At 64.6% G+C, this 26,970-nt stretch carries 26 protein-coding genes; 16 read left to right on the top strand and 10 right to left on the bottom strand.

Annotation, left to right across the window (positions count from 1 at the left end; translation table 11 throughout):
- Positions 1-265 precede the first annotated feature (265 nt).
- From D8Z78_RS21865 to D8Z78_RS21845, 5 genes are all read left to right on the top strand, one after another.
- Entirely contained in the window at positions 266-1,135 is an 870-nt protein-coding gene (locus tag D8Z78_RS21865; RefSeq protein WP_128910888.1) for an SDR family NAD(P)-dependent oxidoreductase, read from the top strand.
- A 12-nt stretch (positions 1,136-1,147) separates the two neighbouring features.
- On the top strand, positions 1,148-1,957 hold the full coding sequence (locus D8Z78_RS21860; RefSeq protein WP_121632826.1) for an SDR family oxidoreductase: 810 nt from the start codon (positions 1,148-1,150) through the stop codon (positions 1,955-1,957).
- 409 nt (positions 1,958-2,366) lie between these two features.
- Entirely contained in the window at positions 2,367-3,590 is a 1,224-nt protein-coding gene (locus D8Z78_RS21855) for a glycosyltransferase family 4 protein (protein WP_121632844.1), read from the top strand.
- Positions 3,591-3,718: 128 nt separating this feature from the next.
- A complete protein-coding gene (locus D8Z78_RS21850) occupies positions 3,719-4,684 on the top strand; it encodes a calcium/sodium antiporter (protein ID WP_121632824.1) in 966 nt (321 codons plus the stop codon).
- A 263-nt stretch (positions 4,685-4,947) separates the two neighbouring features.
- Entirely contained in the window at positions 4,948-6,744 is a 1,797-nt protein-coding gene (locus D8Z78_RS21845) for a methyl-accepting chemotaxis protein (protein WP_121632822.1), read from the top strand.
- Positions 6,745-6,804: 60 nt separating this feature from the next.
- Here D8Z78_RS21845 and D8Z78_RS21840 read toward each other — a convergent pair whose 3' ends face one another.
- Both D8Z78_RS21840 and D8Z78_RS21835 read right to left on the bottom strand, forming a co-directional pair.
- The gene (locus D8Z78_RS21840; RefSeq protein WP_121632842.1) at positions 6,805-8,166 is read right to left on the bottom strand and encodes a sensor histidine kinase; all 1,362 of its coding nucleotides are present in this window, start codon (positions 8,164-8,166) and stop codon (positions 6,805-6,807) included.
- A 16-nt stretch (positions 8,167-8,182) separates the two neighbouring features.
- Complete coding sequence (locus tag D8Z78_RS21835) at positions 8,183-8,854, bottom strand: response regulator transcription factor (protein WP_121632820.1); 672 nt, start codon at positions 8,852-8,854, stop codon at positions 8,183-8,185.
- 149 nt (positions 8,855-9,003) lie between these two features.
- Here D8Z78_RS21835 and D8Z78_RS21830 point away from each other — a divergent pair, with 149 nt between their 5' ends.
- The 6 genes from D8Z78_RS21830 to D8Z78_RS21810 all read left to right on the top strand — a co-directional run bounded on the left by D8Z78_RS21830 (position 9,004) and on the right by D8Z78_RS21810 (position 15,275).
- Positions 9,004-10,080 carry a type 2 periplasmic-binding domain-containing protein gene (locus D8Z78_RS21830; RefSeq protein WP_121632819.1) on the top strand — a complete coding sequence of 359 codons (1,077 nt, stop codon included), beginning with the start codon at positions 9,004-9,006 and terminating at the stop codon, positions 10,078-10,080.
- 83 nt (positions 10,081-10,163) lie between these two features.
- Complete coding sequence (locus D8Z78_RS21825) at positions 10,164-12,194, top strand: tripartite tricarboxylate transporter permease (RefSeq protein ID WP_121632817.1); 2,031 nt, start codon at positions 10,164-10,166, stop codon at positions 12,192-12,194.
- Between the two features lie 18 nt (positions 12,195-12,212).
- Positions 12,213-13,301, top strand: coding sequence for a 4-oxalomesaconate tautomerase (locus D8Z78_RS21820; protein ID WP_121632840.1), 1,089 nt, complete (start codon positions 12,213-12,215; stop codon positions 13,299-13,301).
- 1 nt (position 13,302) lies between these two features.
- Complete coding sequence (locus tag D8Z78_RS21815) at positions 13,303-14,118, top strand: universal stress protein (protein ID WP_121632815.1); 816 nt, start codon at positions 13,303-13,305, stop codon at positions 14,116-14,118.
- A gap of 8 nt (positions 14,119-14,126) precedes the next feature.
- Complete coding sequence (locus tag D8Z78_RS24760; protein ID WP_164933057.1) at positions 14,127-14,288, top strand: hypothetical protein; 162 nt, start codon at positions 14,127-14,129, stop codon at positions 14,286-14,288.
- Positions 14,289-14,300: 12 nt separating this feature from the next.
- Entirely contained in the window at positions 14,301-15,275 is a 975-nt protein-coding gene (locus D8Z78_RS21810) for a D-2-hydroxyacid dehydrogenase family protein (protein ID WP_121632813.1), read from the top strand.
- On the opposite strand, the gene D8Z78_RS21805 is transcribed toward D8Z78_RS21810, so the two are convergent.
- Entirely contained in the window at positions 15,250-16,278 is a 1,029-nt protein-coding gene (locus D8Z78_RS21805; protein WP_121632838.1) for an AbrB family transcriptional regulator, read from the bottom strand. The two genes, D8Z78_RS21810 and D8Z78_RS21805, sit on opposite strands and share 26 nt — an antisense overlap.
- 108 nt (positions 16,279-16,386) lie before the next feature.
- Here D8Z78_RS21805 and D8Z78_RS21800 point away from each other — a divergent pair, with 108 nt between their 5' ends.
- From D8Z78_RS21800 to tcuB, 3 genes are read left to right on the top strand one after another with little or no spacing between them, the layout of a single operon-like run.
- Positions 16,387-17,067 (top strand): FCD domain-containing protein, encoded by a 681-nt coding sequence (locus D8Z78_RS21800; RefSeq protein WP_206169723.1) that lies wholly within the window; start codon positions 16,387-16,389, stop codon positions 17,065-17,067.
- Positions 17,064-18,461: an FAD-dependent tricarballylate dehydrogenase TcuA gene (gene tcuA / locus D8Z78_RS21795; RefSeq protein WP_420824333.1), complete on the top strand. Its 1,398-nt coding sequence runs from the start codon at positions 17,064-17,066 to the stop codon at positions 18,459-18,461. Before D8Z78_RS21800 ends, tcuA begins: the two co-directional genes overlap by 4 nt.
- The gene (gene tcuB, locus D8Z78_RS21790; protein ID WP_121632810.1) at positions 18,451-19,506 is read left to right on the top strand and encodes a tricarballylate utilization 4Fe-4S protein TcuB; all 1,056 of its coding nucleotides are present in this window, start codon (positions 18,451-18,453) and stop codon (positions 19,504-19,506) included. The genes tcuA and tcuB overlap by 11 nt, the downstream gene beginning before the upstream one ends.
- A 58-nt stretch (positions 19,507-19,564) precedes the next feature.
- On the opposite strand, the gene D8Z78_RS21785 is transcribed toward tcuB, so the two are convergent.
- Positions 19,565-20,494, bottom strand: coding sequence for a LysR family transcriptional regulator (locus tag D8Z78_RS21785; RefSeq protein ID WP_121632808.1), 930 nt, complete (start codon positions 20,492-20,494; stop codon positions 19,565-19,567).
- A 96-nt stretch (positions 20,495-20,590) separates the two neighbouring features.
- Between D8Z78_RS21785 and D8Z78_RS21780 the strand changes: the two genes are divergently transcribed.
- The gene (locus tag D8Z78_RS21780) at positions 20,591-21,436 is read left to right on the top strand and encodes an alpha/beta fold hydrolase (protein ID WP_128910887.1); all 846 of its coding nucleotides are present in this window, start codon (positions 20,591-20,593) and stop codon (positions 21,434-21,436) included.
- 109 nt (positions 21,437-21,545) lie between these two features.
- Here the strand turns inward: D8Z78_RS21780 and D8Z78_RS21775 are convergent, their stop codons facing one another.
- The 4 genes from D8Z78_RS21775 to dctP all read right to left on the bottom strand — a co-directional run bounded on the left by D8Z78_RS21775 (position 21,546) and on the right by dctP (position 25,050).
- Positions 21,546-22,028, bottom strand: coding sequence for a hypothetical protein (locus D8Z78_RS21775; protein ID WP_128910886.1), 483 nt, complete (start codon positions 22,026-22,028; stop codon positions 21,546-21,548).
- Positions 22,029-22,205: 177 nt separating this feature from the next.
- Positions 22,206-23,501 carry a TRAP transporter large permease gene (locus tag D8Z78_RS21770; RefSeq protein WP_121632805.1) on the bottom strand — a complete coding sequence of 432 codons (1,296 nt, stop codon included), beginning with the start codon at positions 23,499-23,501 and terminating at the stop codon, positions 22,206-22,208.
- On the bottom strand, positions 23,498-24,043 hold the full coding sequence (locus tag D8Z78_RS21765) for a TRAP transporter small permease (protein ID WP_121632803.1): 546 nt from the start codon (positions 24,041-24,043) through the stop codon (positions 23,498-23,500). Before D8Z78_RS21765 ends, D8Z78_RS21770 begins: the two co-directional genes overlap by 4 nt.
- Entirely contained in the window at positions 24,040-25,050 is a 1,011-nt protein-coding gene (gene dctP, locus D8Z78_RS21760) for a TRAP transporter substrate-binding protein DctP (RefSeq protein WP_121632801.1), read from the bottom strand. The genes D8Z78_RS21765 and dctP overlap by 4 nt, the downstream gene beginning before the upstream one ends.
- A gap of 137 nt (positions 25,051-25,187) precedes the next feature.
- Between dctP and D8Z78_RS21755 the strand changes: the two genes are divergently transcribed.
- Positions 25,188-25,661 (top strand): DUF3237 domain-containing protein, encoded by a 474-nt coding sequence (locus tag D8Z78_RS21755; protein WP_121632800.1) that lies wholly within the window; start codon positions 25,188-25,190, stop codon positions 25,659-25,661.
- 68 nt (positions 25,662-25,729) lie between these two features.
- On the opposite strand, the gene D8Z78_RS21750 is transcribed toward D8Z78_RS21755, so the two are convergent.
- On the bottom strand, positions 25,730-26,131 hold the full coding sequence (locus D8Z78_RS21750; RefSeq protein WP_121632798.1) for an ester cyclase: 402 nt from the start codon (positions 26,129-26,131) through the stop codon (positions 25,730-25,732).
- A gap of 2 nt (positions 26,132-26,133) precedes the next feature.
- Positions 26,134-26,904 carry an MBL fold metallo-hydrolase gene (locus D8Z78_RS21745; RefSeq protein ID WP_121632796.1) on the bottom strand — a complete coding sequence of 257 codons (771 nt, stop codon included), beginning with the start codon at positions 26,902-26,904 and terminating at the stop codon, positions 26,134-26,136.
- Positions 26,905-26,970: the final 66 nt, after the last annotated feature.

Here is a 26,970-nt window from a genome sequence, read left to right as displayed (position 1 = left end):
ATCAAATCGGAGGAAATGCATCCCGCTGGCCGCATGGGCCAGCGCGCCCTGCGGCAGCCCGGCGCAATCCATCAGCGCGGTGGCGCGATCCAGCAACTCTGTCATGCGGCTCTCCCTTCATGGACTTCGTAGCACAATCATGGCTGCTTTCGTGACCAAAAAATCTGTCCGCCGGAGGATCAGGCAAGTATTTTGGACAATCGAGAAAGAACCGTCTCCCCGCGCGGAGTATCGTCATCCTATCAACAGGACAGGGATTGGACGGATGGCAAAGATACTTATCACCGGCATCGCAGGCGGCTTTGGTGTGCCGACCGCACGGGCGCTGATGGCGCAGGGGCATCAGGTGGCGGGCAGCGTGCGCAGCCGCACGGGGCGCAACGCAGACACCGTCGCCGCGCTGGAGGCCCTCGGCGCCAGGATCGTCGAGATGGACGTGACCGACACCGCCAGCACCGAGGCTGGCGTGGCCGCCGCGATCACCGCGCTCGACGGGTTGGACGTTCTGTTCAACAATGCCGGGATCGGCTCCTATGGCATTCAAGAGCTGATGTCGCCCGAGGATATGACCCGCGTTTTCGATGTCAACGTCACCGGCGTGCAGCGGGTCATGCGCGCCGCGCTGCCGCATTTCCGGGCGCAGGGGCGCGGCACGGTCCTGTATACCTCCAGCCTGATCGGGCGCATCGCGACGCCGTTCTACGGCACCTATTGCGCCTCGAAATGGGCGCTGGAGGCCATCGTGGAATGCTACCGCACGGAACTCTCCGGCTTTGGCATCGAGTCCTGCATCATCGAGCCGGGTGCCATGCCCACGGCCTTCTTCGACGGAATGGTCACGCCGCAGGACCCCGCCCGCGAGGCAGAATATGGCGCGTTCGCCGCCGTGCCAGCCCTGTCGGCGCAAGGCTTGGCGCAGATGCTGGAGGCCACGCCGGACCAGCGCCCCGAGCGCATCGCCGAGGCTGTGACCGCCCTGCTGGCCTTGCCCTTTGGCGAGAAACCCTTTCGCACCGTCGTCGATCACACCGGCGTCGGCCCGGAGATTGAGCGCTACAACACCGCGCTGCACGACGTCACCCGCACCGTTCTGACCAATTTCGGCATCGCCGACATGCTGCGCCTCAACGCCTGAAGGAGCCTCCCCATGCCCACCATCCTCATCACCGGCGCGTCCTCTGGCATTGGCCGCGCCACGGCTTTGCGTTTTCAGTCCGAAGGCTGGAATGTCATCGCCACCATGCGCGATCCCTCCGCTTCGGACCTTGGCGACCTCGACAACGTGCTGGTCACACGCCTTGATGTGACGGACAGCGCCTCCATCGAGGCTGCCGTCAACGCAGGCATCGACAGGTTCGGTGCCATCGACGTGCTGCTAAACAACGCAGGCTATGGGGCTTATGGCCCGCTGGAGGCGTTTTCCACCGACCGCATCCGCCGCCAGTTCGACACCAATGTGATCGGCCTGCTGGAGGTGACAAAGGCCGTCCTGCCGCAGATGCGCGCGCGCCGCGCGGGCAGCATCGTCAACATCTCGTCCATCGGCGGGCAGATCACCTTTCCGCTGGGCGCGCTCTATCACGGCACCAAGTTCGCCGTCGAAGGTCTGTCCGAGGCGCTGCACTATGAACTTGAACCGCTGGGCATCTGCGTGCGCATCGTCCAGCCCGGCATGATCCAGACCGATTTTGGCGGGCGGTCCTTCGATTTCGCCATGGATGACAGCCTCGCGGATTATGCCCCCAGCGCCGCAGCCATGGGGCGTCTTTTCGGCAAACTGGCCGCGAACCCGTCCTCGCCAGAGGTCGTGGCCGACGTGATCTGGCAGGCCGCCAATGAGACCGGCGACCAACTCCGCTTTCGCGCCGGGGCCGATGCGACCGACCTGCTGGACCGGCGCAAGGCGCTGGACGATGCCACCTTCATCGGCGGTCTCAAAGCCTTGATGACGGAGTAGGTCCGCGACTGGACCAAGCGGCGTTCTGTCCGGGTGAAGAACCGTTAACGCGACGGTGCCGAGCAGGGGCTGAGTTGCAAACGGCTGGAGGGCCGCCGGGGTGGTCCGAAGCGCATCGTAAAGCGAGGTCCCGAGACGGTCGGCAGATGGCGGTGCCCCGGTATCGCCATGGGTCGACCGGCTCGTAAAATTGTCCGTCGCCGGGGCCCAAACCCTCATACCCCACGGCACCAAGGTGAAGCTCGAACTGCCTTCGAGCAATCACGCCGTCGGGCAAGACGAAAACCGCGTGCAGCATCGGCACGGGGGCGGTCGGTCCGCCATATTTTCGCCACGAACAGCTAAGATACAGGACCGAACACACGGCTTCTGCCAGCGAAGGTTGGGGGAAGCATTTCAGGTGGATATGATGCACCAACGCCCACTCAACATCGCCTATCTTTGCGATGTTTCTCCCTTGGATCGGAACATGTATTCGGGCGGCAATGCGCGGATGTATGATGCCCTGCGCGAACATGCCGGCAGCGTGACCATCCTCAGCCCGTCCTGGTCCTTGGCCGAACCCGTGCGCCGCCTGATGCACGAATTGCCCGTCGGCCTGAACCTGCGTTTGCGGTGGCGCCTGCATCTGGCATTGGCCAGCTTCGCGGCGGCAACCGTGCGCCGCGAATTGCGCAAGCAACGGTTCGATGCCCTGTTTTGCGCCTATTCGCTGCAATCCTTGGGTGGTTTGCGGCCGCCTTACCCCATCGTGACCGCGTTCACCTCGGATGCCACGAACTCGGTCTTTCGCGCATCGGAGCTTGGGGCCATGCACGGCACCCGCTTTTTCGGGCAGGTCATGGACCCGTGGATCGAAACGCGCGAGCGGCGGATCCTTCGGCAGGTCGACCTGCTGTTGTGGCCATCCGAATGGATCAAGAACGCGGCAGAGGCCCGCTATGGCCTGAGCCCCGACGCGTCGCGTCTGGTGCCTTGGGGGGCGAACATCCCGGCACCCGCACCCCGTGCGGTCCCGCAGGACCTGCGTCCCGGTCAGCCCGTCCGCTTGCTGTTCGTCGGGCGCGCGTGGATGGCCAAGGGCGGTCCCTTGGCCGTGGAGGTCACCCGTGCCCTGCGCGCCCGTGGCGTCGATGCCAAGCTGACGGTGATCGGCTGTCACCCGGACGGCTATGATGCGGATGACGCGGTCGAGATGGTCGGACATCTCGACAAATCCGTGCCTGAGGACGCCGCGAAGCTGGCGCGGGCCTACGAGACGGCGCATTTCTTTCTGATGCCGTCGCATGAAACCTATGGTTTTGCGTTCTGCGAGGCGTCGGCACATGGTGTCCCGTCGCTTTGCCTGCGCGTTAGCGGTGTGCCGGTCCGCGACGGCGTGAACGGCCACACCTTCCGCCCCGGCACGCCGCCCGCTGAATTCGCAGAGACCGTGGTGGGGTTCCAGACCGATCCGGACGGCTATCACGCGCTGTGCCTCAGCACCCGCAAGGAATACGAGACGCGGCTGAACTGGGACAGTTGGGGGCGCGCCGTCGCCAACCAATTGCGGGAAAAGGTCGATGCCTTGTCAGAGGTGACGACCCTCAAATATGCCCGCCGGGCGCCGCGATCCGTCAGGGCCCGGACCTGAGCCGACCCCCCCCCGGGCAAAATTATTCCGTACCGCTCCCCGCGCGCCTCTTTTTTTCGGAATGGCGCGATCTTAGCTGCACCCTCGCAGCGGGCGCGGTGTCCGTGTGACATCGGACAGGACCGTACATGCTGAATGATCTGCTTCTTGTGGGCGCAGGCCTCGTGCTGCTGTTCGTGGGTGGCGAAGGGCTGGTGCGCGGCTCGGTCGCCATGGCCGAGCGGCTGGGCGTGTCAAAGCTGCTGATCGGTCTCGTCATCGTGGGCTTCGGCACCTCGACGCCGGAATTGCTGGTTTCGGTCAGGGCCGCGCTCGACGGGGCACCAGAGATCGCCCTTGGCAATGTGGTGGGCTCGAACATCGCGAATGTCCTGTTGATCGTCGGCCTCGCCGCCCTGATCACGCCGATCCTCGGCTGGGACAGGACTGCCGTGCGCGAGGCCATGGTGGCGACCTTTGCCGCACTTGTCGCCTTTGTCCTTGTGCAGGGGCAGGTCATCAGCCGTGTCGAAGGCATCGCCATGCTGGCGGTGATGGTGGGGTATCTCCTTGCCAGCTACTGGCTGGAGCGCCGCGACCGCATGGCAAAGACATTCCAGCAAGAGGCCGAGGCTTTCGAAGGCATTCCGGCAAAGCGCCCATGGCTGGCCCCCCTGCTGGCGCTGGGAGGGATCGCCGCGCTGGTCTTCGGGGCGGATATGCTGGTCGAGGGGGCGGTGAACATCGCGCGCGATTTCGGCGTGCCCGATGCGGTGATCGGCCTGTCGCTGGTGGCCGTGGGCACCTCTCTGCCGGAACTCGCCACCGCGATCATTGGCGCGGTCCGCCGTCAGTCGGACGTGGTGCTGGGCAACGTGATCGGCTCGAACATCTTCAATATCCTCGCGATTCTTGGCGTGACGGTGGTGATCCAGCCGATCGAGGTCAGCGCGCGGTTCCGCTCCATGGATACGCCCGTGATGCTGGGCGCTTCCCTGCTACTGCTGGTCTTGCTGTTCGCGGCGTCCAAGGTTGGGCGCGGTTGGGGCGCGCTGATGCTGGTCATCTATGCGGGCTACATGGCCGTCCTGTTTTCGAGTGGCCCGCAAACATGAGCGAAGGGGGCGTGCGTCAGCGACACGCCAATGGACAAGGCAAGGGCGAGTGGGGGCCTCAGTTGACCTGTGACGGCAATGCCCGCCTCGGGCCTCGGCGGGGCCGACAGACCGCCTTTCGGATGGCGCCTGACGCGATATCCCATCCTTCTGCGTTTTGGTGAAGCGGACATTACGACTTGTTAAAATCTTAGCTGCATGGTGCCCCGGCGTCGGGGAAGGACTCCCGGACGGTACACTCACTGAAAGCCGGGATAGTATCCATGAACCGAATGTCGATCCTCGTCCGCTTGTCTCTCGTATTTGCCCTGTTCGTGGCCATGATGTGCGGGCTCAGCGCAGCGGCGGTGTTTCAGGTGGAACGCACGCGCGCAATGCTGGAAGAAATGAACCAGATCAATTCGGTCAAGCAACGCCACGCCATCAACTACCGGGGCAGCGTCCATGACCGCGCCATCGCGATTCGCGACGTTGTGCTGCTGGATGCCGGCGCCCCGCGCCGCGAACAGGTCGACCTGATCGAAAAGCTGGCCGCGGACTACACCGAGAACGAGGTCATGCTCGACGCGCTGCTTCTCGACAATGCGATCAGCACGTCCGAAGAGCGCGCGATCGACGACCGGATCGACGCCATTCAGGCAAAGACCAACCCGCTGGTCGAGGAAATCATCGTGTTGATGACAACGGGCGACCGGGCGGATGAGGCTGCGGCGATGTCCTTGTTGACCGAGGTGTCGCCGCTGTTTTCGCAGTGGTTGGGGGTGATCAACGAATTCATCGACCTGCAGGAGGCGCGCAATCAGGCCACCGGCGCCGCTGTCACCCGGCAGGTGGATTCCTTCTCCTTGGGGGTTGCGGGCATCCTTGCTGCGGCGGTGCTGGTTGCAGTGATTTCCGCGACGCTGGTGACACGGTCCGTCACCCGGCCGATTGCGCATCTGCAGTCTTTGCTGGCGCGCATGGCCGAGGGCGATGTGTCCGGGGACACGACGCTGAGCGACCGGCATGATGAGATCGGCGGTCTGGCGCGCGTCGTCGCCAAGCTGCGCGACGCGATCGAGGGCAACCAGCGCAAAGAGGCCGAGATCCGCGAGACCGCCGAGCAGACCGGCGAGGCGGTCAAGCAACTGGGGCTGGCCCTGCACGCGATGGGCGAGGGCGATCTCGGCTATCGGATCGATGTCGCCTTCGACGGCGCGCTTGAAGACGTGCGCCAGAACTTCAACGTGACGGCGCGGCAGCTGGCTGCCCTGTTCACCGAGATCAACCGGACTGCGGTCTCGGTCAAGCGCTCGGCGGGCGACCTGTCGGCGGCCTCGCAGGACCTGTCCTCGCGCACCGAAAGCCAGGCGGCCACGCTGGAAGAAACCGCTGCGGCGATGGAGGAACTGACTGCCAATGCGCGCTCGACCGCCACCAATGCGGGCGACGTCGAGAAGGCGATGGTCGAGGCGCACAAGGACGCCGCGCAAAGCGGTGCGATCGTCAGTCTGGCCGAGGGCGCGATGTCCAAGATCGAGGCGTCGTCCAAGCAGATCGCACGGATCATCACGGTCATCGAAGACATCGCCTTCCAGACCAACCTGCTGGCCCTGAACGCCGGTGTCGAAGCGGCCCGGGCGGGCGAGGCGGGCAAGGGCTTTGCGGTGGTCGCCACCGAGGTCCGCACCTTGGCCCAGCGCTCGGCCGAATCGGCGCTCGAGATCAAGAGCCTGATCGCTGACAGTTCGGCGCAGGTGACCGAAGGCGTCGATCTCGTCGGCCAGATGGGCGGCGAACTCGCAAAGATCGCCGAGCGTGTGAGCCTGATCTCCGACCGGGTGGTCGACATCGCGCGCAGCGCCAACGAACAGTCCCGGACGATCATCGAGATCAATACGGGGATCACCCAGTTGGACAGCGTGACCCAGCAGAATGCCGGCATGGTCGAGCAGACGAAGGGCCATACCGAAGCGCTCGAGGAAAACGCGGACGACCTGATTGCCAAGATGGGTCAATTTCGAACCGAGGACGGCGCAAGGTTTGGCGCGCGGACCCCGCCCGTGGCTTTTGCGGCCTGAACGCGGTCAGGCCCGACACAGCGGCTGCGCGGCGCGTCCCCGTCGCGCGGGGCCACCGTGTCAGGCCGGACCGGTGCCTGATGCCGCCGGAAAGCGGAGGCGGACTTTCGTGCCCGCCTCGACCGAGCACAGGCAGACCTTGCCATCGTGTCTGTGCATGACCTGCTCGACGAATGCGAGGCCAAGGCCGGAGCCCTCGCCGCTGCGCAACTGCGAAAAGCGGCGGAACACCGTCTCGGCCTGATCGAGGGGAATGCCGACGCCGTCATCCTGCACGTCAAGCAAGACTTCGACGCCGTCGCGCGCGGTCCGGACCGTGATGCGGGTCATGCCTGCGCCGCCATGGCGCAGCGCGTTGTCCAAAAGGTTGGTCAATGCCTCGGCGACAAGCACCCTGTCGAGTTCGACTTCAAGGGCTTCGCCGTCCGGTTCGAACACGAAGTCGACATCCCGCGACAGGACCTGCGGGGCGAGGCCAAGGCAGACGTCGCGGGTGAGCTCCGTCAGATCGACGCGCTCAAGCGAAACGCGCGCATCGTAGCGGAGGCGTTCCAGCGACAACAGCTGGTCGGCAAGCCGCGCCGAGCTTCGCGCGGCTGCGACCAGTTCGGACTGCCGCGCCTCTCGTTCGGTCGCGTCGGTCACGTCGGGCAGGGTTTCGGCAATCGCCAGCAGGGCAGCCGCAGGGTTGCGCAGTTGATGCGCCGCGTCAGAAATGAAGGCCTGATGCGCCTCGATATTGTCTTTCACCTGTGCAAACAGCCGGTTCAACGTCGAGACGATGCCGGCAACCTCGGTCGGCACGGGGCGGCGAATGCGGCCAAGGTCGTCGGGCGATCTCTGGCGTATCGCTTCCTGCAGGTCGTTGAGCGGGCGCAGACCGATCTGCACGCCGAACCAGATCACCAGTGCCAGCGCGGCCATCAGCCCCGCCATCAGCGCAATCGCCCGCAGCGCCAGTTCGCGGGCAAAGCTCTGGCGGTCGCTCATCCTTTGCCACACGGTCACCACCGTCTCGCCCGAGAGATTGCCGATGGTCCGGTCCTCGATCATGCGCAGGACCCGCATCTCTTCGTCCCGATAGTTGGCGATGAAATAGCTTGGCTGGTCGCGCGGGCTGTCCGCCATGGCGCGCGGAGGATAGGCATAGCCCGTCACGTAGATCCCGCCCGGTCCGGTCACGTGGTAGAAGATCTCGCCGCCGCCCGCATCCGAGACGAAACGACGGGTGCTGGGCGACAGGGCATCGCCGCCGGAAATCGCCACATCGCGCGAGATCGCCAGTGCCGCCGCCAGCAAGCTGCGGTCGAACAGGTCCTCGGACGTGCGTTGCGCCGCCCCGAACCGCCACAGACCCAGCAGAACGGAGACCAGCAACAACGGCGGCAGGATCACAAGGAACAGCCGCAAACGCAGCGACATGGCTGTGCGTTTCGGCTTACGCACCATCGACTTCCAGCATGTACCCCAAGCCGCGCGCGGTCTTGATCCGGATGCCGAACGGGTCCAGCCGCTTGCGCAGGCGCGAGACATGCGGCTCGATGGCGCTGTCCTCGGCGTCCGACCCGATGCCGTAGACATGGCTGATCAACTGCGCCTTGGACACCAGCCGCCCGCGCCGTTCCAGCAGGCATTCCAGCGTCGCGATTTCCTTGCGCGGCACATCGAGCGGTTGGTCGTCCTGCAACAGTTGCCGGCCCGTGCGGTCGAACACCAGCGGACCCAGCGTGTCGCGCGCGCTGAATTCAAGGTTCTTGCGCCGCGCCATGGCCCGCAGGCGGGCCTCCAACTCGTCCATCTCGAAGGGTTTGGTCAGGTAGTCATCCGCCCCGGCATCCAGCCCGGCCACCCGTTCGGCGGTTTCCGAGCGCGCGGTCAAAAGGATCACCGGCGTGCCGTCGCCGCGCCGTCGCATCGCGCGCAGCACCTCGATCCCGTCCATGCCCGGCAGATTGAGGTCGAGCACGACAAGGTCGGCGCTTTCCTGTGCCAGAAACGTGTCGGCATCGGCGCCGTCATGCAACAGGTCCACCGAATGTCCACGATCCCGCAGACGGAAAGCGATTCCGTGGGCCAAAGCTTCGTTGTCTTCGATGACTGCGATCCGCATGGTTACATCTTTGTCATGTTGCGCAAGTTTCGCGCAAGCTTGGAACGGCATGGTGCCGCTGTTGGAGGAGGGAATCGTTCCCTTGAAGAGATAAATTCTGACGCGCCGGGTTCTTGCCCGGTGCCGCCAAGGTCTACGGGAGGACACCAATGACCATCAAGACCCTTGCAACCTCGGTTGCCGCACTCGCCCTCATGGCCGCCCCGGCGCTGGCCGAAGTCGACTTTTCCGGCAAGACGATCGAATGGGTGATCCCGTTCTCGGAAACCGGCGGTTCGGCTAAATGGGCCAACTTCTTTGCGCCGCTGCTGTCCGAAGAGCTGCCGGGCAACCCGACCGTCGTGGTCAAGTTCATGCCGGGCGCCGGATCGACCAAGGGCGCCAACTGGTTCCAGGAGCAGGAATACGAGGACGGCACGCTGCTGTTCGGTTCGTCCGGCTCGACGCAGTTTCCCTACCTGCTGAACGATCCGCGCGTGCGTTACGAATACAATGACTGGATTCCGGTCATGGCGACCGGCACCGGCGGTGTCGCCTATCTGAACCCGGAAGACGGTGCCAAGTTCGACGGCTCCGCCAACGGGCTGAAGGATGTGGACCTGATCTTCGGCTCGCAGGGGGCCACCGGCCTCGATCTCGTGCCGCTGCTCGCATGGAAGATGCTGGGCATGAATGTCGAGCCGGTCTTTGGCATCAAGGGGCGCGGTGACGGCCGCCTGATGTTCGAGCGCGGCGAGGCCACCATCGACTACCAGACCTCGTCCGGTTACCTCTCCGGTGCCGCCGATCTGGTTGCTGCGGGAACCGCGGTGCCGATGATGACCTGGGGTGCGCTGGACGAGAACGGCATGATCGTGCGCGATCCGACCTTCCCCGACATGCCGTCCTTCAAGGAAGTCTGCGCCGCAACCGATGGCTGCGAGACCGAGGGCGTGGCGTGGGACGCATGGAAGGCCTTCTTCATCTCCGGCTACCCGTCGCAGAAAATCGCCTTCTTGCCCAAGGGCACCCCGCAGGACGTGATCGACACCTATACCGAAGCCTTTGCCGCCGTGCGTGCCCGCCCGGACTTTGCCGAGATTTCCTCGACCCAAGTCGGGAAATACCCGATGTTCGTGGGGGCCGGTGCCGAAAAGGCCACCGATGAGGCGACCACCGTGTCGCCCGAGGCGAAGGCCTATGTGATCGACTGGCTCAAAGAGTCCTATGGCGTGACGATCGAGTAATCGACGCGCCCGCGGGTCCCGCCATCGCGGTGGGCACCCGCAGCCTCACTCCCTTCTGAAAATTCAACCGAAAGAACGGTGCGATGGACCTCTTCGCGACCGCCCTGCCGGCGCTTGCCGACGCATGGGCTCTTATCCTGCAACCTGTCGTCCTTGGATATCTTGTCCTTGGCGTGGTCATGGGCCTTGCCGTCGGCGTGTTTCCCGGCCTTGGCGGTATCGCCGGCCTGTCGCTTTTGCTGCCCTTCATGTTCGGCATGGAGCCCGTGCTAGGCCTTGCGCTGATGATCGGCATGGTGGCCGTGGTGCCAACCTCGGACACGTTTTCATCCGTGCTGATGGGCATCCCCGGCTCATCCGCCTCGCAGGCTACGGTGCTGGACGGCTTCCCGCTGGCGCGCAAGGGGCAGGCGGCGCGGGCGCTGTCGGCGGCCTTTACCTCGTCCTTGTTCGGGGGCCTCGTCGGCGCAGTGTTCCTGACATTGTTCATCGTCGTGGCCCGTCCGCTTGTGCTGGCCTTTGGCCTGCCGGAAATGCTGATGATCTCGATCCTCGGCCTGTCCATGGTGGCCGTCCTCGCGGGGCGCGTCGCGCTGAAGGGGCTGGCGGCGGCGGGCCTTGGCATGCTGATCGGCACGATCGGCGTGGCGGATGCGGGCGGCTCGCTGCGCATGGCCAGCTATGACTTCCCCTATCTGACGGACGGTCTGCAACTGGTGATCGTGGGCCTTGGCATCTTTGCCGTGCCGGAAATCGTCTCGCTGCTGCGGCAGGATCGCTCCATCGCCAAGGACGCCAAGCTGGGCGCGGGCTGGATGGACGGCGTGCGCGACTGGTTCGCCAACAAGTGGCTGTCGGTGCGCTGCTCGCTGATCGGTGTGCTGGTCGGCGTGATCCCCGGCCTTGGTGGCTCGGTCGTCGACTGGATCGCCTATGGCCACGCCGTCCAGACCACCAAGGACAAGTCGCAATTCGGCAAGGGCGAAATCCGCGGCGTGATCGGGCCGGAAAGCTCGAACAACGCCAAGGAAGGCGGCGGGCTTGTTCCGACGCTGCTGTTCGGCATTCCCGGGTCTGGCTCCATGGCGATCTTCATCGGGGCGATTGCCCTGCTGGGATCGGGCGATATCGAGGTCGGCCCGGCCATGCTGCGCGACAATCTCGACATCACCTATTCCATCGTCTGGCTGCTGGCGCTGGCCAATGTGGTGGGCACGCTGCTGTGCATCGCCGTTTCGGGCGGCATCGCCAAGCTGACCACCATCCGCTTCACCTATCTCGCACCGTTCCTGTTCATGCTGATCGCCTTTGCCGCGTTCCAGTCCGGCCAGAACTTCGAGGACATCCTCGCACTGTTTGCCATCGGTCTGATCGGCATCTTCCTGCGCCGCTTCGACTGGTCGCGCCCGGCCTTCCTGATCGGCTTCGTGCTGTCCAACCCGGTCGAGAAGTTTTCTAACCAAGCCTTCCAGATCGCCTCCTTCCGCTTCCGCAAGTCGTTCGAAGAGGGGATCGACTACATCTTTTCGCCCATCGTGATCGTGCTGCTGATCGTCACCGTGGTGTCGGTCGTGCTGGGGCTACGGCAGGCGAAGACGATCATGGCCGAGGGCGAGGTCCAGTCCGGGTCCAAGCGCGCGCCCATCGTCTTCTTGCTGGTGATCTTGGCCTATGTCGTCATCGCCGTGCTGAACGCCAACGCGATCCCCGACTACAACATGACCGACAAGATCGTGCCGCTGGTCATCGGGGGCATCACGCTGGCGGCGCTGCTGATCCTGCTGGTGCAGATGATCTTGCGGCCCGAGGGCGACACGATCTTTGCCGACAAGGAAATGGCGGGCGAGGACGCCGATGCGCCCTACGGGCTTTGGGGCACGCTGGCGTGGTTCGCCGGACTGATCGCCGCGACCTGGGTGCTTGGCTTCATCCTCGCGCTGGCCGGGTTCCTCGTGACCTTCCTGCGGGTGCGGGCACAGGCGCCTTGGCCCAAGACGCTGATCCTGACCGCCTGCGGCCTCGCGTTGATGTGCGTGATGGCCGGTGCGCTGAACCGCGATTTCCCGCCGGGGCTGCTGCAACACGCCGTCGATCTGCCTTGGCCACTGAAATGATCCAACAGAGTGAATGACATGACACAGACAGGCATTCCCTATGTCTTCATGCGCGGGGGCACCTCGCGGGGGCCGTATTTCAACCGCGCCGACCTTCCGCAGGACCGCGAGACGCTGGCCGAGGTGCTGATGGCCGCCGTCGGCGCAGGCCACGCGATCAATATCGACGGGATCGGCGGCGGCGTCGCGGTGACCACCAAGGTCGCCATGCTGTCGCGGTCCGATGATGACTGGGCCGATGTGGATTACTTCTTTGCGCAGGTCTCGGTCGCGGATCGGCTGGTGGATTTCAAACCCACCTGCGGCAACATCCTGTCGGGTGTCGGCCCGGCTGCCATCGAGATGGGCCTCGTCACGCCACAGGGCGACGAGACGGAGGTCCGGATACGCGCCGTCAACACCGGCGCGCGGGTCTTGGCCCGGGTTCAGACGCCGGGCGGCGTCCTGCACTACACGGGTGACACGGAAATCGCCGGGGTGCCGGGTCGGGCCGCGCCCATCGCGCTGAACTTCATGGGGGTCGTGGGCTCTTCGACCGGGGCCTTCCTGCCCACCGGCAATCTGCGCGATACGTTCGACGGGATCGAGGTGACCTGCATGGACGTTGCCATGCCCATGGTGATCGCCCGCGCGGCGGATTTCGGCCTGACCGGCTACGAGACGGTCGAGGAACTGGACGCGAACCGCGATTTCTTTGCCCGGATGGAGGCCGTGCGCCTGCAGGCCGGTGCGGCGATGGGCATGGGCGATGTCACGCAATCTGTGACGCCGAAATTCGGCCTGCTCGCCCCGGCGCGCGAAGGTGGCACCATCGCGACGCGCTATTTCATGCCGTGGACGACGCATCCGTCCATGGCGGTCACGGGCTCGCAATGCCTTGCATCCTGCGCGTTGACCCCCGGCACGGTCGCCGATGGCCTGCTGGAGCGTCCGACCCAAAGCCCTGCGAACGTCGTGCTCGAACATGCCTCGGGCACCATCGAGGTGCTGGTGGATTTCGAGATGAACAACCATTTCACCCTGAATTCCGCCGGGCTCTTGCGCACCGCGCGCAAGCTGGCGGATGGGCATATCTACGTGCCCGCCTCCATCTGGAAGGGGCGCTGACATGCCGATGATGAACCTGCTCGTGGCCTTCAACGGGTCCGAGGGCTCTGTCGCGGCGCTGCGCTATGCGGCGGCGCTGGCGGACAGGCTGGGTGCCCATGTCACCGCGATATTGGCGCACACCACGCATGAGGTGATCGACAAGCGCTCGCGCTGGATTCCCAAGGAGGCCCGCGCGCTGCTGGAGGCAGCCAACAGCGATATCCTGCGCGAGATCGAAGACAGGTTCGAGACCGAGCGCGCCGCGCTCGGGCTGACCGGCGCGCTGCACCTCAAAGAGGTCACGGGCCGCGTCGATACCGTCCTGTCCGAGGCCGCGCGGCACTACGACATGCTGATCGTCGGCAACCATGCCGACACCGATGACGAGCATGTCACCCTGCACCCGGACCGCATCGCGCTGATGTCCGGGCGACCGGTGGTGGTCGTGCCCGCGGGCTATGACGGCGGCGGCGCATTGACCCATTCGGCGCTTGCATGGGATGGCGGTCGGGCGGCGGCGCGGGCCTTGTCCGACAGCCTGCGACTGATCGAGGAAGCCGGGCGCGTCAGCGTCCTGACGGTCGGGCCGCGCACCGGCTGGCCGATCGAGGACCTGATGACCCACCTGTCCCGCCACGGCGTCGCGGCCACGCTGGAAGAATGGCCCACCTCGCATCCCGTCGCGGCGACCCTGCTGGCATGGTGCCGCAAGAACCGGCCCTCGCTGTTGGTGCTGGGCGCCTACGAACATTCCAAGTTCCGCGAGGACCTGCTGGGCGGTGTCACCTCCGAGGTGCTGGCCCAGATCGACATCCCCGTGCTGCTGTCACATTGAGGAGCGACATGACCGATTACGAAAAACTGGGCCGCTTGCGGCGCGACCTTGAAGAGATGCGTCAGGATCTGGCCCAGCGGATCGCGGGGGATGCGCCCAACAAGGCGGATCTGAAGATCTTGCACGAACGCATCAGCCGGGCCATCAAGGCGCTGTCCCCGCAAGGCTGAAAGGCACCCGACATGAAGGTCCATATCCTCGACGACTGGTTCGACACGCTTCGGGCATTGCCCTGCTTTCGGCTGCTCGACGGCCATGACGTCACGGTCTGGACCGATCACGAGGCCGACGAGGCGGCGCTGGCCGCCCGTCTGCACGATGCCGAATGCGTCGTCCTGTTCCGCGAGCGCACCCGCGTCACGCGCGATCTGCTGGAGCGGCTGCCAAACCTGCGGCTGATCTCGCAGCGCGGGGTCTGGCCGCATGTGGATGTGGAGGCTTGCACCGATCATGGCGTGCTGCTGTGTTCCAATACCGGCGCAGACGGGGCGAACTATGCCGCCGCCGAGCTGACCTTTGCGCTGATCCTGTCGGCCATGCGCCAGTTGCCACAGCAGATGGCCAGCGCCAAGGCGGGTCAGTGGCAGATGGGCGTCGGGCGAACGCTGCGCGGTCGGACGCTGGGGCTGTATGGCTATGGCCGGATCGGGCGCGTCGTGGCCGACTACGCCCGCGCCTTCGGCATGGACGTGGTCTGGTGGGCGTCGGAGGCGGGGCGCGCACGGGCATCCTTGGCAGGCGAGCAGGTGGCGGAAAGCCGCGCGGCCTTCTTCGCGCAAAGCGACGTGGTCTCGCTGCACCTCCGCCTGACCCCGGAGACGCGTGGCATCGTCACGGCGGATGACCTTGCGCAGATGGCGCCGCGCTCGGTCTTGGTGAACACCTCGCGGGCCGGGCTGATCGCGCCGGGGGCCCTGCTGGATGGCCTGAACGCGGGCCGCCCCGGCATGGCCGCCATCGACGTCTTTGACACCGAGCCGTTGACCGACCCGACCGATCCGCTGCTGTCCCATCCGAACCTGATCGCCACGCCGCATATCGGCTTTGTCACGGAGGACGAGTTCGACAAGCAATTCGCCGACATCTTCGAGCAGGTGAACGCCTACGCGGACGGCGCGCCGGTCCACATGGTCAACCCCGCCGTCTACGGGCAATGACCGCCGCCAGCACAGGCGCGCCGACGATCACGATCACGATGCGCGTCAGGTGGTGGGTGATGACAAAGCCAAGGTCTGCCCCGGTGACGATGGCCAGCACCGTCATTTCCGCCTGACCGCCCGGCGCAAAGGCGAGGAAGGCGGCGACCGGCTCCCCCAGCCCCATGCCCGTGACGATACCGGCAAAGATCGCTGCCAACACGGCCAGCACCATGACATAGGCGATGCCTGCCGCGACCACGCGGGTCAGCTCGCCCCATGTGACGCCCAGAAACTGGACCCCGATCCCGCAACCGATGAAGAACTGCGCGGCAAGGATCGCCTCGGCCGGGGGGCGGGCGTGGATCACGTCGGTCAGCGACAGGATCGCGGTGACGATCATCGGGCCAAGGATGGACGCTCCGAACAGCTTGATCCGCTCGCCCCCCTTCCACCCGATCCACGCGGCGGCGACCATGATCAGCAGTTCGTGCGGGGGCAGGTCCTTGACCGGTGCGCCGATCGGATTGCTCAGGCCCACGCCGTAGAAATGGCTCAGGATGAAGGGGGCCAGCGTGACGATGATCAGCACCCGTGTGCCATGCACAAGTGACAGCACGCGCGGGTTCGCCCCGGCCTCGGTGCCAAAGATCACCATGTCCTGAAGCCCGCCGGGCATGGCCGCGTAATAGGCGGTGGGCGCGTCAAACCCCCAGAGCCTGCGAAAGAACGGCACGCCGACCAGTGCAATCGCCGCGATGAACAGCGGGATCAGCGCAACCGAGACCGCCATGCGCGGCAGTTGGGCGATGACCTCGGGCGTGACCGATGCCCCGACGGCGACGCCAAGGATGGTCCGGGCCGCGACCGAGACCTGCCCGAACCCCTTCAGCGGCAGGTGCGCCAAGGCCCCGGCAAGGCAGAAGGCCATCGGGCCAAAGAGGAAGGGCAGGGGCAGGTCGAGGGCCCAGAACACGCCCGTACCCAGCGCCGCCAATGCAAAGGTCAGTGCGCGGCGACCCATCGTGCGATTGAGGAAATGTTTGCGCAAACCGGCCTCCCGACTCTCTTGACCTTCTCATGGATACGCTTGTATCCACGCGTATACAATACCAGACCGGAGGTTCGGATGATGACCGATGACGACAGCACCCCGCAGGGCAACACCGCCTATGCGCAATTGCTGACCGAACTGCGCGAAGGTCGTCTCAATCCCGGCGACCGGCTGCGCGAGACGGAACTGGCCGACCGGTTGGGTGTGTCCCGCACCCCGGTGCGCGAGGCGATCCGCCAGCTTGAGGCCGACGGCATCGTCACCCATGTCCCCCGGCAGGGCGCCACGATCCGCACGCTGGACTATGCCGAAGTGATGGAACTCTATGAAATGCGCGCCGTGCTCGAAGGCACCGCCGCGCGTCTGGCCGCACGGGCCGCCTCGGATATCGAGATCGAGGAGTTGATCGAGATGAACCGGCAGATGGCGGCGCTGGGCGATGCGCCGCAGGCGTTCATCCTGAACCGGCAGTTTCACGCGGCCCTGCTGGATGCCGCCAAGAACCGGTTTCTCGCCCGCTCGATCCACGCGCTGCAAAAGGCGCTGATGATCCTTGGCCCGACCACGCTGACCGAACCGGACCGCGCCAAAACGGCGGTCGAGGAACATGTCCGTGTGCTTGATGCGATCAAGGCGCGCGATGGCGTTTCGGCAGAGGCCGCGATGCGCGCGCATATCGAGGCCGCCCAGCGGGTGCGGGTGCGCGCGCTGCGCGCCTTGCCCCAACGTAGCACGGGATATGACGGAGACCTGCTGTGACCTTGTCCGACACCCCCGATCTCGTCGTCATCGGCGGTGGCAATGCCGCGCTGTGCGCCGCGATCACCGCCGCCGAGGCCGGTGCCCGCGTGCTGATCCTCGAAGCCGCGCCAAAGCCCTATCGGGGCGGCAATTCGCGCCACACGCGCAACTTTCGCTGCATGCATCACGGGCCGCTCGGGCCGCTGACGGACAGCTACACCGAAGAGGAATACCTTGCCGACCTGCTCAAGGTGACCGGCGGCAAGACGCATGAGGGCTTGGCCCGGCTGGCGATCCGCAGCTCCGAGGAATGCCTGCCGTGGATGGAGCAGCATGGCGTGCGCTTTCAGCCCTCGCTGTCGGGCACCCTGTCGCTGGCGCGGACCAACGCGTTTTTCCTTGGCGGCGGCAAGGGGTTGGTGAACGCTTATTACCGCACCGCCGAACGCCTTGGTGTGCGGGTGGCCTACGAGGCCTCGGTGACGCATCTGGAACTGAACGATGACCGCATCGACTTCATCGATTACACGCAGAATGGGGAAACCCACCGGGTCGCGCCGAAATCGGTCGTTGTCGCCTCGGGTGGCTTTCAGGCGGATACCGATTGGCTCGCCCGGGCATGGGGACCTGCGGCGAAGAACTTCTTGATCCGGGGCACGCCCTATAATCGCGGTGTCGTGCTGGCCGATCTGCTGGATCAGGGTGTCGAGCAGGTGGGCGATCCGACGCAATGCCACGCGGTTGCCATCGACGGACGCGCGCCGAAATTCGATGGCGGCATCGTCACGCGGCTGGACTGCGTGCCGTTTTCCATCGTGGTCAACAAAAACGCGGAACGCTTCTATGACGAGGGCGAGGATGTCTGGCCCAAGCGCTACGCGATCTGGGGGCGGTTGGTCGCCGCGCAGCCGGATCAGGTGGGCTATGTCATCATCGATGCCAAGTCTCTGAACCTGTTCATGCCGTCGGTCTTTCCGCCGATCAAGGCCGACACGTTGGAAGAACTGGCTGAAAAGATGGACCTGCCCGCCGAGGCGCTGGCAAAGACCGTGGCCGAGTTCAACGCCGCCTGTGGCGATACCTCGGGGTTTCACCCGACCGAGTTGGACGGCGTGGCCACCACCGGCCTCACCCCGCCCAAGACCAACTGGGCGCGGCCGATCACGGAACCGCCCTTCTACGGCTACTCGCTGCGCACCGGGGTCACCTTCACCTATCTGGGGCTGAAGGTCGACGAACGGGCGCAATGCGCCATCGGCAACCGCCCCGTCAGCAACCTGTGGGCGGCGGGCGAAACCATGGCGGGGTCGATTCTTGGCCAAGGTTATCTGGCCGGGTTCGGCATGACCATCGGCACCGTCTTCGGACGCATCGCAGGCAAGGAGGCCGCAGCCCATGCAAATGCAAACTGACCTGTTGCAAGAGGCCCGCCGTCAGGCCGAGATCTGCAATGCCTGCCGCTATTGCGAGGGCTATTGCTCCGTTTTCCCGGCGCTTCATGCCGAGCGCGCCTTTGGTGACGGCGACCTGACGCAGCTTGCAAACCTGTGTCACAACTGCCGGGGCTGCTACTATGCGTGCCAATACACCGCCCCGCACGAGTTCGACCTGAACCTGCCGCAGGCGCTGGCCAATGTCCGGCAGGACAGTTGGGAGGATCTGGCCTTCCCGCGTGTCGCGGGCAAGGCGTTCCAGAAGAATGGCGTGCTGATCGCGGTCGCGGCCGTGATCGGATTTGCGCTGCTGTTCTGGGCAGCGCGGATGCTGGGCTCGCAAGGGGGCGAGGGCTTTTACGCGGTCCTGTCGCACAACGCGATGGTGGCGATCTTTCTGCCTGCCTTCGTGTTTCCGCTGGTCAGCATCGGCATCAGCCTGCGCCGCTACTGGCGGCGGGTCGAGGCCGGGCCGTTTCGGGTCGCGCAACTGGTCAAGGCAGTCCGGCAGGCCGCCGACATGCGGAACCTCAAAGGCGGTCACGGCGATGGCTGCAATTTCGAGGACGAGGACCGGTTCAGCCACGCGCGCCGGATGGCGCATCAGGCGGTGATGTATGGCTTCTTGCTGTGCTTCGCCGCGACCAGCGTGGCCACGGTGATGCATTACGCGCTGAACATGCCCGCGCCCTACGGTCTGCTGTCCGCGCCAAAGCTGCTTGGCCTGTCCGGCGGCGTGTTGCTGGTGCTCGGCTGCACCGAGATGATCCGGCTCAAGCTCCGATCCGACCGGACGCTTGGCGCGCGCGGGGCTTTCGGTGGCGAAATCGCCTTTGTCGGGCTGTTGGGGTTTGTCGGCCTCAGCGGGCTTGTGCTGTATGCGCTTGGCCAAACCGCGCTGATGCCGCTGCTTCTGGCGGTGCATCTGGGTGCTGTGCTGGCGTTCTTCCTGCTTATGCCGTTCACCAAGATGGCGCACGGTTTCTACAGGCTCGCCGCCCTGACGGTGAATGCAGGCAAGTGAGCCGGGCGCCCCTGGGGGTCCGGCGGGGCATGAGTCCGCCGGGACCTGTGCTTGGGCGTCAGATGGTTGACAGTTCACCTGCCAGCTTGCGGATCACCCGGTTGGCCTTGTCCGGCTGCCAGAGATAGCCCAGCGGGCCCAGCCGCGTTGTGGCGGGGCTGTCCAGTTCCATGACCCAGCCATTCGCAATCCAGGGCAGGGCGACGCTGCGCGGGATCAGGGCAAGGTAGTCGTGGCGGGTCAGAAGCTCCAGCGTCAGGCCCGGCACATGGGTCACCACCCCGGACCGATGATCTGCCGGCAGGCCGATTTCCTCTGCGAGGTCCTCGAACCGCTCGCGCGCGACCGAGGCGCGCCGGGTGACCAGCCAGCGCGCGGTCTTCAGGTCGTCAGCGGTGGCATGGTCGCGGTTGGCCAGCGCATGCCCGGACCCGCAGACCACCACCAGCGCATCGGTCATGACTTCGGCAAAGGTCCAATCCTCGGGCATGACCTGCGGCTTGCGCAGGCACAGGAAATCGCAGCGCCCATCGGCGATGGCCTCGAACGGGTTGGCGGCGTTGATCTCGGAAATGTCCAGATGTACCGAAGGGTATTTGCGCGCAAGCAGCCCGATGCGCGGTTGCAGCAGGGCGCTGGTCGCGGCAGGCGTGGCGGCGATGCGCACGAACCCGGCGGTGTCGCTGAGCGCGTTCGACACGATCTCGGCCCCGTCGCCAAGCGCGGCAAGGATGCGGCGCGCAACCGGCACAAGCTCCGTCGCGATCTGGGTTGGCTCTACGCCGCGCGCATGGCGCAGGAACAGGCTGACGCCCAGCAGCTTTTCCAGCTCGGACACGGCCAGGGACACGGCGGGTTGCGACAGGCCCAGCACCTCGGCGGCGCGCTTCATGTTGCGCAGGTCGTGCAGCTGGATCAGCAGGCTCAGGTGGCGGAACTTGGCCTTGCCGGCAAAGCGTCGGTAGATGGCGTCGGCATCGGGGTTCATGGGGTATATGAAAGCGTGATTGTTGGGGGTGATAAATTATTAGTCTCGAATACCGGGGCTGTCTACGGTGCGGGGTCAGTAACGGGAGGACACCACGTGCCATTGGACAGCCTGACCCCGCTTTCGGTGACGATGCCGGATGGCGCAACCATCAGCTATGTGCGCGGCGGCTCTGGCCCGGTGTTGATCTTTCTGCACGGGGTCATGGGCGATTATCGGTCATGGGCGCCGCAATGGGAGGCCTTTACGCGGCACTACGACTGCATTGCGCTGAGTTGCCGGTTCAACTGGCCCAACGGCAACAGGATGGAGGCCCCCGATCACAGCGCCGTCGAGAATGCCGAGGACATTGTCGCGCTGATGGACGCGCTCGGGATCGACAGCACGGTTCTGGTCGGGTCGTCTTACGGCTCTTTCGCGGCGCTGGCTTTGGCGGTCAACCACCCGGGCCGCGTGCGCGCCGTGGTGGCCAGCGAGCCGCCGATGATGAAATATGCCGAGATGTATCCGGACACCGCACCCGTGGCGGCGGCCTTTCGCGAGGCGACGGTGATCCCGTCGCGCGCAGCATTCGAGCGGGGCGAGGATGACCTTGGCGCGATGCTGTTGACCGGCGGCATCCAGAATGCCGATATCGCCACGATCCCGCCGGAGAAACTGGAACAGCGCCGTCAGAACATGATGGCGGGCAAGCGCGTGGCCTTGTCGTCGGACGAATTCCCGCTGTTGCCGCGCGAGGTGCTCGCGGCGCTGCCGATGCCGGTCCTGCTGGTGACCGGCGCCAACACCGGCCCGATCTTCAAGGCGATGATGTCGGGAATATCGCGCAGTATGCCGCAGGCCCGGATGGAGGTCATCGCAGACGCGGGCCATTCGGTGCCGCAGGACCAGCCCGAGGTCTTCAACCGTATGGCGCTGGGGTTCCTGGCTTCACAGAGCTGAGTTTTCCCAATCCACTGGACCCAAAAGGTCAGCTGTGCGGACAAAATGTGCTTTCGCTACGACTGCGCCAGTGTCGGCTGCCGTGGCCGAACAATATCATTCTCGTTGTTCACTCCCCGACATTCGAGGCCAGTTCGAATGACACATATTGATTTTCTATCAACGCTCGCCTGCCAACCACTTCCGGGTCCGATGCCCAGTCTGCAATCTCAACATGCACGTATTGATGGTCTTGGTGTCTGGTTTTGTCGAAGTCAAAGAAGCACACGAAGTTCATCACTATTTTCCGATCAACTCTTTCAATTGGGAAATCCCAATATCCATGATCTTTACCTCGCTCACGATTTACCATTATCGGAGTGCTATCACTTCGCACAACAACAAGGATTTCTGAGTTTGGCGCTCCGTAACTTGTAGGCGATAGGGGCGATTTCTGAATTACCAACGTCTGAAATAGAACCTCTTCGACCGGAGCGAAAAGTTCGAGTGCATCCCAAATATCGATGGAGTTAGGCGGACCCGGAAAATAATACTGGTTGAAAAGATCTCTGCTGGCCAATCGAAACCTGTGCAACTGCGGATCAAGTCTCATGGGCGGAGCTCCTGAAGTTTGGCGTCCGAGCAAGCACATTGCCTTTTCGCTACATACTTTTGCAGACCTTGGCTGCGGTGCAAAAGAATTGCAAGATGGGCTCGAAGCTGCCTTGCGTCGGCCGGGCATGAACGATCCGGGCCGTCCATTCGACAGGCCGGGTTTTTCTTGCCCGCCTCAGGACGGTGCGCCGAACACCATGTTGGGTAGGAAGGTCGTGATCGACGGGACGTAGGTGATCACGATCAGCAGCACCAGCATGAGCAGGAAGAAGGGCAGGGTGCCCTTGATGACCTCTCCCACCGGCCTGCGGGTGACATTGGCCATGATGAACAGGTTCAGCCCGATCGGCGGCGACAGCAGCGCCAGCTCGATGTTGATGATCATCACCACCGCGAAATGCGTCATGTCGATGCCCAGCGTGCGCACGATGGGGGCGACGATGGGCAGCACCACGAGGATGATCACCGCGCCTTCTAGGAACATGCCCATGAGGATCAGGAAGATGTTCATGAAGGTCAGGAACTGCCACGGCTCCAGCCCCATCTCGGCCACGGTGCGGGCAAGGCTTTGCGGCAGGCCGGATTTGATCACCCAAGCCGACAGCAGGAAGGCCCCGATGATCTTGACGGTGACGACGCCGGTGCGGTCGATCGCCTCGGAGAACAGCCGGACAAGGTCGCGCACCCGGCCCGTGCGATAGACAAACAGCACGGCAAAGATCGCAGCGGTCGCGCCCAGCACGGCGGCTTCGGTCAGGGTGACGAAGCCGCCATAGATCCCGCCCAGCACGATCACCGGGATGGCATAGGCGGCCAGCGCGTGGGTGTTGGCCTTGACCATCTCACGCGGCGTGGCCATCGGCATGGGCTGACCGCCGACCTTGTTCGCGACCGCAAAGATATAGGCCATGAACAGCCCGGCTTGCAGCAGGCCCGGCAGGACGCCGCCAAGGAACAGGCGCGGCACGGATTCCTCGCCGATGATCCCGATCAGCAGCATCGGCAGCGAGGGTGGGATCAGGATGCCCAGCGTGGCAGACGCCGCCGTCAATCCCATGGCAAAGCTGGGTTTATAGCCCTTCTCGATCATCAACGGCACCAGAAGCGTGCCCATGGCCAAAGCCGTCGCCATGCTTGATCCGTTGATCGCCGCGAACACTGCCGTGGCCGCGACACCGGCAATCGCCAGCCCGCCGCGCACCCAGCCGAACATGGTCAGCGCCGCGTCGAACAGCACCTTGGCAATGCCGCCGCCGCGCATCGTGACCGCCGCCAGCAGGAAGAAGGGCACCGCGATCAGCACCGGCGAATTCAGGTGGTCCAGCACGTGCTGGCCGAACCCGGGCATCGAATAGCCCTCGATCAGCAACAGCGCGATGGCGACGGTGCCGAGCACCAGATAGATCGGGGCTCCGATCATCAGCAGTCCGCAGACCACGATGAAGCCGAGGAAGAGCAGAAATAGGGTCAATCCGAAAGATCCCCGCTGTGGTCGATCACTGTCGCAAGATCGCCGGTTTCCAGCTTCATCTTGCCACGGGCAAGCAGGCTGAGGCGGTGCAGGACGAACAGCACATGGATGGACAGGGCGGTGCTGAGGGCGCTGTAATACAGCCAGAAGGGCAGGCGCAGGGACGAATCCGTGCGCTCGTCCCACATCATCGCGTCCTCGACGACCAGCCAACCGCTATAGACAAGGAAGGCGCTGAACGAGAGCCCGAGCAGAAGCGAGACATATTCGGCGCGGATCTTGCCGGAGGGGCTGAGCCTGCGCCAGACGATGTCCATGCGGATATGAGCGCGGCGGTGCTCGATCCGGGCGACCGACAGCAGGATGGCCCAGACGATGGCAAAGATCACCACCTCGTACAGCCAATCCGTGCCGGAGCCGGAGACGACGTAACGCTCGATCACGCCGAACACCGACAGGGCGTAGGCCCCGGCGAGCAGTGCCGCCGTGACCCAGCCGATCACCGTGTCGAAACCGTCAAAGAGGCGGTCGACGGCGCTCACTTGGCAAAGCTCGTCGCCAGTTCGACGATCTCGGGCGAGATTTCGAGCTTTTCGATCATCTCGTCCTGCACCAGCATCATCGCCTCGTTGGCCTGCGCCACATCGGCGTCGGTGGCGGCAACGGTGGTGACGCCGTGCTCAGCCAGCTTGGCGACGAACTCCTGTTCCTCGGCCTTGACGGTTTCGCGCTCGATCATCGTGACCTCGTCCCATGTCTCGCGGAACAGCTGTTGCTGCTCTTCGGTCAGGCTGGCCCAGTAATCGGCGTTCACCATCGGCAGAAGGAAGCCGACGATACCGCCATCCCAAAAGCCGTATTGCACACCGGCATCCCAGAACTTGTTGTTATAGACGTAATCCGGCCCGCTCATCGTCGCGTCGACCGTACCCTGTTGCAGGGCCAGCGGCACGTCGCTGCCGGGCATCGACACCGCCGAAGCGCCGATGGCGTTCATGCGCATGACAACGGCCGCGCCGCCCGGGATACGCACCTGCATGTCCTTGAGATCGGCGAACTCGGTCATCGGCTTGGCGGTCGACCAGAGGTAGACCTTGCCCATCGACCAGAACTTGCCCGGCACGACGATGCCCAGCTTGTCCTCGGCCTGTTTGGACAGCGCCTCGCCCAGACCGCCATCCAGCATCGCGGCGCGCTCATCCTCGGTCATGCCGTTCAGGACGGGCAGGTCGAAAACGTTGAAATCGGACACGACGCGCGACAGGTAGGGCGTGATCAGGATGGTCATGCCGGCATCGCCACGGGCAACGGCCTTCATCGAGTCGCGCGCGGAATAAAGCGTGTTGCTGTCGAACACCTCGAACTCCATCTCGCCGCCGGACCGGTCTTCCATCCGGTCGACGAATTCGTGGATCATGCGCGTGCGCACATGCCCCGGCGGGGTGTCCATGGTGATCACCAGCTTGTCGGCGGCAAAGCCGGGCAGCGCGGTGCCAAGCGCCATGACGGCGGCCAAGGCGGTGGTGGTGAATGCGTGGGTCAGTTTCATGTATCCTCCCTCGAGCCAAGGCTCTGGCTCCTCTCCTGCGAAAAGGCTAAAGAGAAACGGTATAAAGGAATAATAAAAAAGCAGGTCGTGCGATAGGTTTTGCGAAACCCTGTCGCAGATTGTGAAAGGAGAGGGCCATGACCCCCGAAGAGCTGTTTGCGACCCGTCAGCCCAGCCTGCCCGGGTTTTCCCTGATCTGGACGGCGGTGGTCGACATTGCCCCGCGCGAGGATCTGGGCGAGACGCCGCAGGGCCACCGCTACATCGTGCCGATCCTTGGCGGTCGCGTCTTTGCCGGGCCGGGGATTGACGGGCTTTCGGGCGAGGTCCTGCCGGGCGGCGCGGACCGTCAATTGGTGGACCGCCAAGGGTTCAAGACGCTCGACGCGCTCTATGAAATGCGCACCGAGGCGGGCGATATCCTGACGATCCACAACCGCTGCAAGATCGACGAGAGCGTGCCGGATGCCCCTTACAAGCTGTCGGTCATCTCGGTCACGGCGCCGGTCGGGCCGCTCGACTGGATGAACCGGCGGGTGTTCGTCGGCACGCTGGAAACCGCGAAACCGGATCGCGAGGCCGTCATCATCCGTGGCTGGGGCCACCGCTGACCTCGGCGCTTTGGTGGGGACAAAACGCCGACAGGGATCGGGAGTGAAAACCCTGTCGGCGTGCACTGTCATCCGGCGAGTTGTTGCCGGATATCGGCGCGGTCGAAATGCGCGCGTTTCTCAATGATCAGACCGTCCCTCAGGGTCAGCTTCATGAACAGCGAGAAGCGCAGCTTGCGCCCCGAGGCAGGAATGCCCGCCCAGTCGCGTGCATGGATGCCCTCGAAGATCATGTAGGACGCAACCTGATCCCCTTCGGCGATCAGGTCGACAATCGGCATCTGCCAGTCATCGAAGGCCGCGAAGTTCTTTTCCTCGGACTCGCGAAAGCCCGCGACGCCGGGATGCGGCGTATCCACCTGATGGTAAAAGACGAAATCGGGGTGGCAATATTGGTCCAGAACGTCGAAACGCCTCTCGTTGATCGCGTCGTAGAAAGCGCGGACAGTGGCCTTGTTCGCGTCGCTCATGCTCAGAACTCCAACACGGTATCGTCCGCCGGGATCGACAGGCGGTCCGTCATGCCGTTGGCCTCTGCAAAGGATTGCAGGTCGGCGCGGCTCAGGGCGCAGTGGTTGATGGCCTCCATATGGCTGGCGACGATCTGCGCATTCGGGGCGGCGTCATGCACCGTTTTCACGTCCTGAGTGCCCATGATGATCGAGCCAAGCCCCGGCACCTGAGCGTCACCGGCGGCCAGCACGATCACATCCGGCTTGAACATCTCGAGGTTGGTCGCGACCATCTGGTTCCAGATCGTGTCGCCAGCAAGGTACAGCGTCTTTTCGCCCTCGGCGCGGAACACCACGCCCATCACGTTGCCCAGCAGTTCGGCGGCGTACACATAGGCCTGCTCCGATCCGTGCTGACCGCGGGTGCGCGACAGGGTGATACCCTCGAAGCTGGTCTCGATCCCCAGCGGGCGCACATCGGTGAAGCCAAGCGCCTTGATCAGCTCGGCATCCGAGTAATCCTGCACAACCGTGGGCTTGTCGCGCGGCAGCAGCTTGATCGCGGCCTCGTCGAAATGGTCGGGATGCAGGTGCGTCAGGATCAGCGCGTCAAAGTCGAGGATCGTGTCCATCGGCGTCTTCAGGTCAACGCGGGGGTTGCGGATTTCGCTGTTCAGCGTGCCTTCGAAACCGGGATAGGCGTCCTTGTCGGCAAGGTAGGGATCGACGAGGAAGCGCTTGCCGCCATAGGTCACGATCAGGGTGGCGTTGCGGATCTGGTGCAGTTTCATGGGCTCTCCTTTGCTGATTGGCGGCCTGACCGTTTCAGGCCTTTCGCGGGTCTCTTGACCTCAATC

Source organism: Tropicibacter alexandrii (assembly GCF_003667315.2).
Classification (GTDB): domain Bacteria; phylum Pseudomonadota; class Alphaproteobacteria; order Rhodobacterales; family Rhodobacteraceae; genus Tropicibacter; species Tropicibacter alexandrii.
This window is presented reverse-complemented; position numbering and strand designations above follow the sequence as displayed.

Excerpts from the sequence above, each read along its gene's own strand:
- D8Z78_RS21865 (WP_128910888.1), top strand. The coding sequence starts at position 266 with ATGGCAAAGATACTTATCACCGGCATCGCAGGCGGCTTTGGTGTGCCG.
- D8Z78_RS21860 (WP_121632826.1), top strand. The coding sequence starts at position 1,148 with ATGCCCACCATCCTCATCACCGGCGCGTCCTCTGGCATTGGCCGCGCC.
- D8Z78_RS21855 (WP_121632844.1), top strand. The coding sequence starts at position 2,367 with ATGCACCAACGCCCACTCAACATCGCCTATCTTTGCGATGTTTCTCCC.
- D8Z78_RS21850 (WP_121632824.1), top strand. The coding sequence starts at position 3,719 with ATGCTGAATGATCTGCTTCTTGTGGGCGCAGGCCTCGTGCTGCTGTTC.
- D8Z78_RS21845 (WP_121632822.1), top strand. The coding sequence starts at position 4,948 with ATGAACCGAATGTCGATCCTCGTCCGCTTGTCTCTCGTATTTGCCCTG.
- D8Z78_RS21840 (WP_121632842.1), bottom strand. The coding sequence starts at position 8,166 with ATGTCGCTGCGTTTGCGGCTGTTCCTTGTGATCCTGCCGCCGTTGTTG.
- D8Z78_RS21835 (WP_121632820.1), bottom strand. The coding sequence starts at position 8,854 with ATGCGGATCGCAGTCATCGAAGACAACGAAGCTTTGGCCCACGGAATC.
- D8Z78_RS21830 (WP_121632819.1), top strand. The coding sequence starts at position 9,004 with ATGACCATCAAGACCCTTGCAACCTCGGTTGCCGCACTCGCCCTCATG.
- D8Z78_RS21825 (WP_121632817.1), top strand. The coding sequence starts at position 10,164 with ATGGACCTCTTCGCGACCGCCCTGCCGGCGCTTGCCGACGCATGGGCT.
- D8Z78_RS21820 (WP_121632840.1), top strand. The coding sequence starts at position 12,213 with ATGACACAGACAGGCATTCCCTATGTCTTCATGCGCGGGGGCACCTCG.
- D8Z78_RS21815 (WP_121632815.1), top strand. The coding sequence starts at position 13,303 with ATGCCGATGATGAACCTGCTCGTGGCCTTCAACGGGTCCGAGGGCTCT.
- D8Z78_RS24760 (WP_164933057.1), top strand. The coding sequence starts at position 14,127 with ATGACCGATTACGAAAAACTGGGCCGCTTGCGGCGCGACCTTGAAGAG.
- D8Z78_RS21810 (WP_121632813.1), top strand. The coding sequence starts at position 14,301 with ATGAAGGTCCATATCCTCGACGACTGGTTCGACACGCTTCGGGCATTG.
- D8Z78_RS21805 (WP_121632838.1), bottom strand. The coding sequence starts at position 16,278 with ATGGGTCGCCGCGCACTGACCTTTGCATTGGCGGCGCTGGGTACGGGC.
- D8Z78_RS21800 (WP_206169723.1), top strand. The coding sequence starts at position 16,387 with ATGACCGATGACGACAGCACCCCGCAGGGCAACACCGCCTATGCGCAA.
- tcuB (WP_121632810.1), top strand. The coding sequence starts at position 18,451 with ATGCAAACTGACCTGTTGCAAGAGGCCCGCCGTCAGGCCGAGATCTGC.
- D8Z78_RS21785 (WP_121632808.1), bottom strand. The coding sequence starts at position 20,494 with ATGAACCCCGATGCCGACGCCATCTACCGACGCTTTGCCGGCAAGGCC.
- D8Z78_RS21775 (WP_128910886.1), bottom strand. The coding sequence starts at position 22,028 with ATGAGACTTGATCCGCAGTTGCACAGGTTTCGATTGGCCAGCAGAGAT.
- dctP (WP_121632801.1), bottom strand. The coding sequence starts at position 25,050 with ATGAAACTGACCCACGCATTCACCACCACCGCCTTGGCCGCCGTCATG.
- D8Z78_RS21755 (WP_121632800.1), top strand. The coding sequence starts at position 25,188 with ATGACCCCCGAAGAGCTGTTTGCGACCCGTCAGCCCAGCCTGCCCGGG.
- D8Z78_RS21750 (WP_121632798.1), bottom strand. The coding sequence starts at position 26,131 with ATGAGCGACGCGAACAAGGCCACTGTCCGCGCTTTCTACGACGCGATC.
- D8Z78_RS21745 (WP_121632796.1), bottom strand. The coding sequence starts at position 26,904 with ATGAAACTGCACCAGATCCGCAACGCCACCCTGATCGTGACCTATGGC.